The 11,417-nt window shown below is 70.6% G+C and carries 13 protein-coding genes; 7 read left to right on the top strand and 6 right to left on the bottom strand.

The genetic code is table 11. The features are described from left to right. Positions 1–12 precede the first annotated feature (12 nt). Positions 13–1,002, bottom strand: a complete 990-nt coding sequence (locus EIZ44_RS35425; RefSeq protein WP_037809531.1) for a carbohydrate kinase family protein — start codon at positions 1,000–1,002, stop codon at positions 13–15. Between the two features lie 155 nt (positions 1,003–1,157). Between EIZ44_RS35425 and EIZ44_RS35430 the strand changes: the two genes are divergently transcribed. Then, complete coding sequence (locus EIZ44_RS35430; protein WP_037810040.1) at positions 1,158–1,343, top strand: hypothetical protein; 186 nt, start codon at positions 1,158–1,160, stop codon at positions 1,341–1,343. A gap of 64 nt (positions 1,344–1,407) precedes the next feature. Here the strand turns inward: EIZ44_RS35430 and EIZ44_RS35435 are convergent, their stop codons facing one another. Then, positions 1,408–1,785 (bottom strand): HesB/IscA family protein, encoded by a 378-nt coding sequence (locus tag EIZ44_RS35435; RefSeq protein ID WP_037809530.1) that lies wholly within the window; start codon positions 1,783–1,785, stop codon positions 1,408–1,410. Between the two features lie 143 nt (positions 1,786–1,928). Here EIZ44_RS35435 and EIZ44_RS35440 point away from each other — a divergent pair, with 143 nt between their 5' ends. Continuing rightward, entirely contained in the window at positions 1,929–2,588 is a 660-nt protein-coding gene (locus EIZ44_RS35440) for a DUF3043 domain-containing protein (RefSeq protein ID WP_037809528.1), read from the top strand. A 54-nt stretch (positions 2,589–2,642) separates the two neighbouring features. Further along, positions 2,643–3,632, top strand: coding sequence for an aldo/keto reductase family protein (locus EIZ44_RS35445; protein ID WP_037809525.1), 990 nt, complete (start codon positions 2,643–2,645; stop codon positions 3,630–3,632). On the opposite strand, the gene EIZ44_RS35450 is transcribed toward EIZ44_RS35445, so the two are convergent. After that, positions 3,633–4,325: an IspD/TarI family cytidylyltransferase gene (locus EIZ44_RS35450; protein WP_134733545.1), complete on the bottom strand. Its 693-nt coding sequence runs from the start codon at positions 4,323–4,325 to the stop codon at positions 3,633–3,635. Between the two features lie 79 nt (positions 4,326–4,404). Here EIZ44_RS35450 and cobT point away from each other — a divergent pair, with 79 nt between their 5' ends. Then, positions 4,405–5,475, top strand: coding sequence for a nicotinate-nucleotide--dimethylbenzimidazole phosphoribosyltransferase (gene cobT / locus EIZ44_RS35455; protein ID WP_037809521.1), 1,071 nt, complete (start codon positions 4,405–4,407; stop codon positions 5,473–5,475). 66 nt (positions 5,476–5,541) lie between these two features. On the opposite strand, the gene EIZ44_RS35460 is transcribed toward cobT, so the two are convergent. Continuing rightward, complete coding sequence (locus EIZ44_RS35460) at positions 5,542–6,645, bottom strand: branched-chain amino acid aminotransferase (protein WP_037809520.1); 1,104 nt, start codon at positions 6,643–6,645, stop codon at positions 5,542–5,544. Positions 6,646–6,741: 96 nt separating this feature from the next. Here EIZ44_RS35460 and EIZ44_RS35465 point away from each other — a divergent pair, with 96 nt between their 5' ends. Then, positions 6,742–7,044, top strand: coding sequence for a hypothetical protein (locus tag EIZ44_RS35465; protein ID WP_037809519.1), 303 nt, complete (start codon positions 6,742–6,744; stop codon positions 7,042–7,044). Between the two features lie 10 nt (positions 7,045–7,054). On the opposite strand, the gene EIZ44_RS35470 is transcribed toward EIZ44_RS35465, so the two are convergent. Both EIZ44_RS35470 and EIZ44_RS35475 read right to left on the bottom strand, forming a co-directional pair. After that, on the bottom strand, positions 7,055–7,681 hold the full coding sequence (locus EIZ44_RS35470) for a ribonuclease FAU-1 family protein (RefSeq protein ID WP_134733547.1): 627 nt from the start codon (positions 7,679–7,681) through the stop codon (positions 7,055–7,057). After that, the gene (locus EIZ44_RS35475) at positions 7,674–8,531 is read right to left on the bottom strand and encodes a sulfatase (protein WP_134733549.1); all 858 of its coding nucleotides are present in this window, start codon (positions 8,529–8,531) and stop codon (positions 7,674–7,676) included. The genes EIZ44_RS35470 and EIZ44_RS35475 overlap by 8 nt, the downstream gene beginning before the upstream one ends. 102 nt (positions 8,532–8,633) lie before the next feature. Here EIZ44_RS35475 and EIZ44_RS35480 point away from each other — a divergent pair, with 102 nt between their 5' ends. Continuing rightward, positions 8,634–10,136 (top strand): leucyl aminopeptidase, encoded by a 1,503-nt coding sequence (locus EIZ44_RS35480; protein WP_043827644.1) that lies wholly within the window; start codon positions 8,634–8,636, stop codon positions 10,134–10,136. A gap of 85 nt (positions 10,137–10,221) precedes the next feature. Beyond that, positions 10,222–11,205, top strand: coding sequence for an SMI1/KNR4 family protein (locus EIZ44_RS35485; protein WP_037810038.1), 984 nt, complete (start codon positions 10,222–10,224; stop codon positions 11,203–11,205). The last annotated feature ends 212 nt before the right edge of the window (positions 11,206–11,417 follow it).

Consider the following 11,417-nt stretch of genomic DNA (forward strand, 5'->3'; position numbering starts at 1 on the left):
GCGGACCGAGACTCAAGCAGGCAAAACCGCCGCAATCTCCTCAGCAGCCTCAGGCCCGAACGCCTCCCGCAGCCGAGTCAACGCCTCGCCCCGCTCCAGCCGCCACTCCTGCGTCCCCACCGTCTCCAGCACCAGCACAGCGATCAAACACCCCAACTGCGCCGCCCGCTCCAAGCTCAACCCGCCGTCAACCGCAGCAAGGAACCCAGCCCGGAACCCATCCCCGACCCCAGTGGGATCAGCCTTCCCCCGCTCCGGCACGGCCCCGATCTGCAACGCAGTCCCGTCCCGCCCGACGATCTCCACGCCCTTCTCCCCCAGCGTGGTGATCCGCAGCCCGACCCGCTCCAGCACGTCGGCCTCGGTCCAGCCAGTCTTCTGCAGCAGCAACTCCCACTCGTAGTCGTTGCTGAACAGGTACTTGGCCCCCTCGACGAACGACCGCACCTGCGCCCCGTCCATCCGGGCCAGCTGCTGCGACGGGTCGACCGCGAACGTGTACCCCCGCTGACGGCACTCCTGCGCGTGCCGGACCATCCCCTCTGGATCGTCCGGGCTGATCAGCACCAGCCCCAGCCCGCCGACGCGATCCGAAATCGGTCCCATCTCGATGTTGCGGGACTCCGCCATCGCGCCCGCGTAGAAGGTCGCGATCTGGCACATGTCCTCGTCCGTGGTGCACACGAACCGCGCGGTGTGCGCGACCTCGGACACCAGCACGCCCGAGGTGTCCACGCCGTGCCGCTGCAGCCACGACTGGTAGTCCGCCCAGTCCTGGCCGACGGCGCCGACGAGCACCGGCTCGACGCCGAGCACTCCGAGGCCGAACGCGATGTTCGCGCCGATGCCGCCGCGGCGCACGACGAGGTCGTCGGCGAGGAAGCTCAGCGACACCCGGTGCAATTGCTCGGCGACGAGCTGCTCGGCGAACCTCCCCGGGAAGTGCATCAGATGGTCCGTAGCGATGCTGCCGGACACGGCGATCCTGGGCTTGTCTGCCACCGGTTCTCCTCACGGGGTGGATGAGCTGTCGTTTTCGCGCCCTGACGCAAGTTACCCGCTGGTCATGACCCTTCCGGGTAGTTTCCGCGCCACGTTCCGACACTACCGGCCGGTACTCGTTTCCCGTTCAAGTCCGGCTGAATAGCGTGGCTGGAGTGAACCTCGCGACCGAACCGGAAACCCTCGGCGACCTGATCGCCGACTGCGCCCACCTTCCGTCCACGCTGCAGCCCGAACAGCCCGCCGACCAGGCCCGGCTGCCGCGCCCGAGGGCCGCGCGGCCGTGGACGGTCGACGACGCCTGCCACGCGCAGGTCGCCGATCTCGACGCCTACGTCTGAGCCGGCCGGAAACGAGAACGGGCCCCAGCGCGGATCGCGCGGGGCCCGTTTTCCGGCTCTGGGCTCAGTGGAAGCTGTCGCCGCAGGCGCAGGAACCCGTGGCGTTCGGGTTGTCGATCGTGAAGCCCTGCTTCTCGATGGTGTCGACGAAGTCGATCACGGCCTCGGACACGTAAGGCGCGCTCATCCGGTCCACGGCGACCTGGAGGCCGTCGAAGTCGCGGAACAGGTCGCCGTCGAGCGTGCGCTCGTCGAAGAACAGCTGGTAGCGCAAGCCAGCACAGCCGCCGGGCTGCACGGCGATGCGCAGGTGCATGTCGTCGCGGCCCTCCTGTTCGAGCAGCGCCTTCGCCTTGGCGGCCGCGGCGTCGGTCAACGTCACGCCGTGGGTCTCCTCGGCGGTCTCGGCCGCAGCCGCACCGGTCTGCTCAGCGGTCGTCATGGCACTCCCTCTTGGTCGAACTCGCTGCGGGTACATCTCGTGTCCTAGGCACAACACGGGACTCGCCCGATCTGTTCCCCTCCATCGTCGCATATGGAACGACCTGGTGAACAAAGCCGTGACGCCTGCAATACCCTGGTGAGGTGAGGTTCCTGCGCCGAAGCACCACTGACCCCGCCGCCGAAGACTCCGCGGCCGAGGCCGCCGCTGACGATTCCCCGGTCACGAGCAAGTCGTACACGCCGGGAAAGGGCAAGGCGACGCCCAAGCGCCGCGAGGCCGAGGGACGCAGGCGCGGGCCGGTCGCGGCGCCGCCCACCTCCATGCGCGAAGCGATGAAGCGCAACAAGGAGCTGCGCAAGGCCAACCCGGTCAGCAAGGAAGACCGCAAGGAAGCTGCCCGTGTGCGCCGCGAGCGGATGATGTCGGGCGACGACAAGTACCTGCCGCCGCGCGACAAGGGCCCGGTCAAGGCGTACGTGCGCGACCTGGTCGACTCCCGGCGCAACATCCTCGGCCTGTTCATGCCGCTGGCGATCCTGGTGTTCCTCGCGCTGCTGGTCCCGGCGCCGGCGGTGCAGCAGTACATCACCCTGGTCTGCATGGCGATGCTGCTGGTCATGGCCATCGAGGGCTTCGTGAACGGCCGCAAGATCTCGAAGCTGGTCCGCGAGCGCTTCCCGAAGGAACCGGCGACCGCCACCCGCGGCGTCGGCTGGTACGCGTTCGTCCGGGCGAGCCAGATCCGCAAGCTGCGCGTGCCGAAGCCGCGGCTCAAGGCCGGGGACCCGATCCCGAACTGAGCCGTGCGGCACACAGGTCGTTAGCCTCGCGAACGAAACGTTTACGCTGTCGGCATGGAGTTTCGACGTCTCGGCCGCAGCGGCCTCAACATCAGTGAGATCTCCTACGGCAACTGGCTGACCCACGGGTCCCAGGTCGAGGAGGACCAGGCGCAAGCCTGCATCAAGGCGGCGCTCGACGCGGGCATCACGACCTTCGACACGGCTGACGTCTACGCCAACACCGCCGCGGAGTCGGTGCTCGGGCGCGGGCTGAAGGGGCAGCGCCGGGAGAGCCTGGAGATCTTCACCAAGGTCTTCTGGCCGACCGGTCCGAAGGGCCCGAACGACAAGGGTCTCTCGCGCAAGCACATCCTCGAGTCGGCCAACGCGTCGCTCAAGCGGCTCGGCACCGACTACGTCGACCTGTACCAGGCGCACCGGTTCGACCGCACGGTGCCGCTGGAAGAGACGATGCAGGCGTTCGCCGACCTGGTCCGCCAGGGCAAGGCGCTCTACATCGGGGTCTCGGAGTGGAACGCCGAGCAGATCTCCCGCGGCGCGGCGCTCGCCCGCGAGCTGAAGATCCCGTTCGTGTCGAACCAGCCGCAGTACTCGATGCTGTGGCGCGTCATCGAGTCGCAGGTCGTGCCCGCTTCCGAGCGCGAGGGCCTGAGCCAGATCGTCTGGTCGCCGGTGGCGCAGGGCGTGCTGACCGGCAAGTACAAGGTGGGCCAGCCGCTTCCCGCCGGTTCGCGCGCGACCGACGAGAACGGCGGCGCGAACATGGTCAAGCGCTTCCTCGACGAGAAGACCCTCGCCGCGGTCGCGAAGCTGGAGCCGCTGGCGGCCGACGCCGGGCTGTCGATGGCGCAGCTGGCCGTAGCGTGGGTGCTGCAGAACCCGAATGTCGCGTCGGCGATCATCGGGGCGTCGCGGCCGGAGCAGGTGCACGACAACGTCAAGGCCGCCGGCGTGAAGCTCGAGCCGGAGCTGCTCACGGCGATCGACGAGGCGCTGGGCGACGTCGTGGTCACCGACCCGGCGCTCACCGTTTCCCCCTGATCAGCGCAGCAGGAACCGCTCCGCCACCGCGAGGTCGTGCGGATAGGTGATCTTCACGTTCTCCGCGCTGCCGGGCACCCACCGCACCGGCAGCGCGGAGAACCGCTCCATGCACGAAGCCGTGTCGGTGCCCAGAAACCCTTCCTCGGCGGCCTGTTCGTACGCCGCGAGCAGCGGTCGCGCCCGGAAGCCCTGCGGGGTCTGCACCCGGATCGCGCCGGGCAGCGGGCCGGCCACCGTGTCCGGCCCGGCCATCGAGACCACGTCGTCCGCGGCCAGTCCCGGCACCGCTCCCCCGTCTTCCCTGGTCCGTTCCAGCACCGCGGCGATCAGCTCCGGCGTCACCAACGGCCGGGCGCCGTCGTGCAGCAGCACGGAATCCACTGTCCCGTCGGCGATCCGCGGCGCGAGATGGCGCAGCGCGTTCAGCTCGGAGGCCTGCCGTGTCGGGCCGCCGGTCACGATCTCCACCGGAGCGCTCGTCCCGGCCAGCACCTCCTCGGCCAGCGGCGCGTCCTCGGGCCGGATCACCAGCACCAGCACGCCGATCCCGGCCACGGCGGCGAACGCGTCCAGCGACCACGCCACCACCCGCCTGCCCGCGACCGGCAGGTAGACCTTGTTCAGCGCGGCCCCGACCCGGGTCCCCGCACCACTCGCCAGCACGACCCCGGCCGCCGTCGATTCCCGCACGCCGACCGACCCTAAGGGCCCTGCCCGCGCGGCGGTAGGTTGGGCGCCGGGACGCCCAGCGGCGAAAGGAAACCTGGCTGTGGACACCGGCGAAACGGGCATCGAGTTCGGCGAGATCGAACCGCCGAGCGACCTGGCCCGGTCGGGCGCGATCGCGCTGCACGACAAGCTCGTCAAACCGGCGGGCTCGCTCGGCAGGCTGGAAGAGCTGGGCGTCTGGATCGCTTCGTGCCAGGGCCAGGCGCCGCCGCGGCCGTTCACCCGCCCGCGCGTCGTCGTGTTCGCCGGCGATCACGGCATCGCGAAGAAGGGCGTCTCGGCGTATCCGCGGGAGGTCACGTCGCAGCTCGTCGGGACCATGCTGACCGGCGGCGCGGCGATCAACGTGCTCGCCGCGGCGGCGGGTGCGGGCGTGCGCGTGGTCGACATGGCCGTGGACACCGAGGAATCCGCGATGCGGTCGATCGGCGAGTTCAAGGTGCGCCGCGGTTCCGGCTCGATCGACGTCGAGGACGCGCTCACCGACGCCGAGGTGCGCGCCGCGGTCGAAGCCGGCCGCAAGATCGCCGACGCGGAGGTCGACGGCGGTGCGGACCTGCTGATCGCGGGCGACCTGGGGATCGGCAACAGCACCCCGGCGTCGGTGCTGGTCGCGGCGCTGACCGGCAGCGAACCGGTCGCCGTGGTCGGCCGGGGTTCGGGCATCGACGACAACACCTGGATGCGCAAGGCCGCCGCGGTCCGCGACGCGCTGCGCCGGGCCCGCGCGGTGCTGGCCGACCCGCTCGCGCTGCTGCGGACGTCCTCGGGGGCCGATATCGCCGCGATGACGGGCTTTCTCGCGCAGGCAGCGGTTCGCCGCACGCCGGTGGTGCTCGACGGGCTCGTGGTCTGCTCCGCCGCGCTCGTCGCCGAAGAACTCGCGCCCGGCGCGCGCCGCTGGTGGATGTCCGGGCAGCTCACTGGCGAACCCGCGCACGCGCTCGCGCTGGAGCACCTCGACCTCGGGGCGCTGCTCGACCTCGACGTCCGCCTCGGCGAAGGCACCGGCGCGGTCACCGCGTTGCCGCTGCTGATGATGGCCAGCCGCGTGCTCGCCGAGATGACCACGCACGAGCAATCCGGCGTCTCCGGCCCGCTCACGTCCTGAAAGCCGTGAAGGGCTCCTTGCGGGAATCCGATTCCCGCAAGGAGCCCTTCACGGACAGCTGGAACGTCAGGTGAGCGGGGTCATCCAGCCGGACGGGGCCGGGCGGGTGCCTTCCTGGATGCCGACGAGCTGCTCGCGCAGGGCCATGGTGACCGGGCCCGGCTGCCCGCCGGAGATCGAGAACTCGCCGCCGCCGTGCTTCACGTGGCCGACCGGCGTGATGACCGCCGCCGTGCCGCAGGCGAACACCTCGGTCAGCTCGCCCGAGGCGGCCGCCTTCTCCCATTCGTCGGTGGAGATCCGGCGCTCCTCGACCTTGTGCCCGGCGTCCTTCGCCAGCTGCAGCAACGACTTCCGGGTGACGCCCGGCAGCAGCGAACCGGTGAGCTCCGGGGTGACCACGCGGACGTCGTCGCCCGAGCCGAAGACGAAGAACAGGTTCATCCCGCCCATCTCCTCGACCCAGCGGCGCTCGACCGCGTCCAGCCACACCACCTGGTCGCAGCCCTTTTCGACGGCCTGCGCCTGCGCCACGAAGGACGCCGCGTAGTTGCCGGCGCACTTCGCCGCGCCGGTGCCGCCGGGGGCCGCGCGCACGTACTCGGTGGACAGCCACACGCTGACCGGCTTGACGCCGCCGCTGAAGTACGAGCCGGCCGGCGAGGCGATCACCGCGAAGACGTACTCGTCGGCCGGGCTGTTCACGCCGAGACCGGCCGAGGTGGAGATCATGAACGGGCGCAGGTACAGGGAGTCGCCCTGGCGGGTCGGCACCCAGCGCTCGTCGACGGCGATCAGCTCGCGCAGCGCGTCGACGAAGGTCTCCACCGGCAGCTGCGGCATCGCGAGCCGCTCGGCGGAATCGCGGAACCGCTGCGCGTTGGCGTCCGGCCGGAACGCGGCGATCGTGCCGTCCGGCTGGCGGTAGGCCTTGAGGCCCTCGAAGATCGCCTGCCCGTAGTGCAGCACGGACGTGGCCGGGTCGAGGGTGAACGGTTCGTACGGCCCGACCTTGGCGTCGTGCCAGCCCTTTTCGGTGCTGTAGCGCACGGTGACCATGTGGTCGGTGAAATGCGTGCCGAACCCCGGCTTGGCAAGTACCTCGGCGACGCGTTCAGGACTCGCGGGGCTCGGGTTCGGAACGTGGGTGAACTGCGTCGCTGTGGTCATGCGTAAACGATAGCGCTTGGTCGGAAGCACGTTAGTCGGAAGTCCTGTGGTTTTACTCGCCGCACTGTCCCGCGCTCGCAGCGTCACCCCACTACGATGGTCGGCGTGAGCACTCAACCAGCACGCCAAACCGGGCCCGGGGCCGGGCCGGACGTCAAGACCTTCGGCGCCGCCGCCCTGCTGACCTTCGGCGCGGGACTGCTCGGGATGGTCGGCTGGGGCCTGCTTTCGAGCGGGTTCGGCTTCTTCCTCGGACTGGTCGTCGCCGGATTCGGCATCTACTGGTGGAAGAACCTGCACGGCAAGGTGATCACCAAGAACCTGCCGACCAAATCCGTGGTGATCCTGCTCGTCGTCAACATCGTGCTGTTCATCGCGCTGGTCCTGCTGGCCCAGTAAGCGGCAGCGGTCAGCACGGCCCGGCGGGCAGCGCCGGAGCGGGCCAGTCCGGGTCCGGGCGGAAATCGGTGTGCGTGCCGTCGAACGGGTACGCGCCCCGCTCGGCCAGCGCGCCCATCCGTTCGCCTTCCGCGCGCAGCTGGTCGAGGTCGGCGATGGTCAACCGCCCCGCGTCGAGGGCCGCCTCCGCTTCGTCCTCGTCCTTCCATTCCCAGCCCGCGCCCGGCGTCACGACCAGGTCGAGGACGCCGTCGATCCGGTCCGGGCCGGTTTCGGTGCGCCCGCGCGGCAGTTCGAGGTTCACGTACCAGTCGCGGAACCGGCCGTCCGGCTCGAAAAACCACCACACCGACGACCACGCCCGCTCGGGGATCAGCCGCAGCGTCGAGGAGCCGTGCCAGATGTCCGGCACGCATACGCGCGGCTCGCGGAACCGTTGTTCCAGCGGCGCTTCCCGCAATGAGCGGCCGTCCGCGAGCCTGCTGCCGACGATCGGCGTGCCGACCGGGAGCCAGCCGAGCAGCGTCTCGCCGTCGTCGGAGAGCACGCGCAGCGGATGATGCTGGCCGATGCTGCCGTCCGGGCGGACGAAACGTTCGACGACTGTCTGTCCCGGCGCCCAGCGGTGCTCAGTCATGGACGCCACGGTAGCGGCGAACCCGCACCCGCAGCAGCAGTTCCGCCACCGCGCCGAGGCCCGCCACGAGCAGTACCGCCGGCAGCGGAACGAACGCCGCGGCTACCGCTGCCAGCACCGCGGCTATCGCGACCGGAGCCCCGCCAGACGGCGCAAACCGCTGTCGAGCACCGACGAAAGTCGTGAATGCCGAGGGAAGAGTCGCCAGCACTGCGATCACCGTGAGCAACGGCTGGAGCTGTCCGGCGTCCGCCGCGGAGAGCAGATCCCGCATCGCGGTCCCGGACAGTCCGAGCCGGACCGGACCCAGCTGCAGCAGGGTCACCGCCGTGACCGCCACCGCGACCAGACTCAGCACGAGCGCACGTCCGGTGCTCCGCTCCCCTGGTTCCGGAACGAGGAACGGCAGCAGGAACAACGCCGCGACCACGATCCCGGCCACCGGCGGCGTGCCGATTCCGCCCGTTTGCGCAACCGGAGCGACCGCCAGGCACATCGCCACGAGCACCGCCGCGGCGGCCAGCAGCACCCCGAGCACCCACTTGACCAGCAGGTCCGGCAGCCGCAGCCCGGCGAAGTCCGCCGCCGCGACGAACACCACGAGCGCAGCGGCGGCGTATCCGGGCTGCACTGGGAACACGTACGCGCCGAAGGCCTGCGCGAGCACGACGATCTGGGCCAGCCGGGATAATCCGCCGGCGATCCGGGCGGCCGGATCATCGCCGAGCGCGGGCAGCCGGGAAGCCGCGACCGCGATCAGCGCGGCGAGCAAAACCCCGCCGAGCACCCAAAACCCGGCCCCGGCGGCGCCTGCCGCCAGCGTCACCAGGAGTGCTCCCGCGAGCCGCACCGCGATCCCCCTTCCCCCGTCCGGATGGCTTTGTCATTAGCATGGCTCACGATCGACCGGGCAGATCGCCCGGCGCCACCGCGACGTCGCGAGGAGCCAGAAGTGACCGTGCCGAAGCTTGCCCTCTCCGAGAACACGGGTGCGGCATTGGGCAAGACCCGCGCCGACGTCGTCGTGATCGGCACTCTCCAGGGCGAGGGCGGCCTCGAGCTCGCCGCCGGCGCGGAGGTCGCCGACGCGGCGTTCGACGGCAAGCTCGCCGAGGTGCTGGGCACGCTCGGCGCGACCGGCAAGGCCGAGGAGATCGTGAAGCTGCCGACGCTGGGCAAGCTGCCCGCGGGCGTCGTGCTGGCGGTCGGCCTCGGCAAGCCGCAGGACGGCGTAATCACCGCCGAGCAGGTGCGCCGCGCGGCCGGCGCCGCGGCCCGCGCGCTGAACGGCACCGAGCGCGCGTTCGTCACGCTGTCGGCGCTCGACCTGCACGCCGCCACCGAAGGCATCGCGCTGGGCGCGTACGTCTTCACCGAGTACCGCTCGGAGAAGGGCGAGGGCCCGCTGGCGAAGGCCGACCTGGTCAGCCCGGCCGAGGGCACCGCGCGCGAGCACAAGGCCACGCTGAAGGCGGCCGGGTTCATCGCCGAGTCGGTGATCATCGCCCGCGACCTGATCAACACCCCGCCGAACGACCTGTTCCCGGCTTCCTTCGCCGACCGCGCGAAGAAGCTCGCCGACGAGAACGGCCTCGACTTCGAGGTGCTCGACGAGAAGGCCCTCAAGCGCAAGGGCTTCGGCGGCATCCTCGGCGTGGGCGGCGGTTCGTCGCGGCCGCCGCGCCTGCTGCGGGTCAGCTGGAAGCCGGCCAAGGCGCGCAAGAAGGTCGCGCTGGTCGGCAAGGGCATCACCTTCGACTCGGGCGGCATCTCGCTGAAGCCCGCCGCGAACATGGACCACATGACCTCCGACATGTCGGGCGCGGCCGCCGTGCTCGCGTCGGTCGTGCTGGCCGCGAAGCTGAAGTACCCGCTCGAGGTCACCGCGCACATCCCGCTGGCGGAGAACCTGCCCTCGGCCACGTCCTACCGTCCCGGCGACGTGCTGACCATGTACGGCGGCAAGACCGTCGAGGTGCTCAACACCGACGCCGAGGGACGCCTCGTGCTGGCCGACGCGATCGTGCGGGCGGCCGAGGAGAACCCGGACTACCTGATCGAGACCGCCACGCTGACCGGCGCGCAGGTGGTCGCGCTGGGCAACCGGATCTCCGGCGTGATGGGCTCGGACGAGTTCCGCGACCGCGTCGCGGGCATCATGCAGGCCACCGGCGAGGGCGGCTGGGCCATGCCGCTGCCCGACGAACTGCGCGCCGACCTGGACTCGCGCCTGGCCGACATCGCCAACGTCACCGGCCAGCGCTGGGCAGGCATGCTCGTCGCGGGCGTGTTCCTGCGCGAGTTCGTGCCCGCGGACCTGCCGTGGGCGCACCTCGACGTCGCAGGCCCGGCCTTCAACTCCGGCGGCCCGTGGGGCTACACCGGCAAGGGCGGCACCGGCATCCCGGTCCGCACCATCGCCGCGGTGCTGGCGGACATCGCCGACCAGGGCTGATCGACCTCTTTGACCCCGGAGGCCCCGCAGCCACGCCCGGTGCGGGGCCTCCGTCGTGTCCGCGGCCGTGTGGCACGCTCGCGACATGCAGCGCGACGACTACCTCGAAACCGCCGTCCGCGACGTGCTCACCGCCGACGAGGCCGCCGCTGACCGCAGGATCGCCCACGCCGCACTCCTCCTGGCCACCGCAGGCGCGACCGACGCCTCCGACCGCCTTGTCACGCAATGGCACGCGGTAACCGGCCGCCCAACGTCCGCCCTCGCCGACGACGCCGTGCACGCCCGCGCCTGGGCAATGCTCTTCGAGGCCCGCGGCGACCGTCCACAATGGGCAGACGCCCTTGTCCCGCTAGACCTGGACGCAGAAGAGCAAGCCCACCAAGCTTTCCTCGTCCGCCGAGTGTCCGATTTGGACGGTCTCTTCGACGGCTCACCAGTCGCAGGCGCAGTCTCCGCGATCGCCCCCAAGCGCCCCGACCCGATACGCGACGCACTCGCCGCCGCCGACCTCGACGCATGGGCCACCCTCGTGGAAAACCACCCCACCCCAGACGTCGCCACCCTCGCCGCCACCCGCTCACTCACTACCCAACTAATCAACGGCGCAGACCCACTCGCCCTCGGTTCCGAATGGCCGGACCAATGCGCAGGCGCACTGATCGCCGCCCTGCGCGAACGCCACCCGACCGGCCCAGCCAGCCTCCCGGAACTGCTCGCAGCAATCCTCCGCCTGCGCGGACAACGCGCCCCCGCCCCGACGCCACCCGCCGATCTAGCCGCCGCCGAACAACGCCTCGGCCTCCGCCTGCCCGACGACTACCGCGAGTTCCTGACACTCACGGACGGCTTACCCGCGGACGTAGTGTTCCCCCGCCTACTGCCCGCCCGAGACTTGCGCGCCGACGGATCCGTCGTGATCGTCTCCGACCCCGCGACAATCCTGCTCACCCACACCGGTGACAACTGGCGAGCAGTCGAAGTGGACCTCACCTACGGCAGCACCGCGCACGCATCATTTCGCGCACTGCTGGAACACCACCACCGGCTTCTGGAAGCAAGCGCTTGACTCACCCACCCGCCGAAGCCCGTGAGGGCCACCCTCACGAACCCAGATTCCCCCAGGGTTCCCCTCACGACCAGCCACCGGTCCGTGAAGGGCTCCTTCACGGACTTAGATTCCCTCAAGGAGCCCTTCACGGACCGCGACGCACCCAATGTGGCATTCGGTGCATCCCACGCACCCAATGCCACATTGGGGTTGTTTCATCGTGGTTTGTG

Origin of the sequence: Amycolatopsis nivea, from assembly GCF_004522235.1 — a bacterium.
Lineage (GTDB): Bacteria > Actinomycetota > Actinomycetes > Mycobacteriales > Pseudonocardiaceae > Amycolatopsis > Amycolatopsis nivea.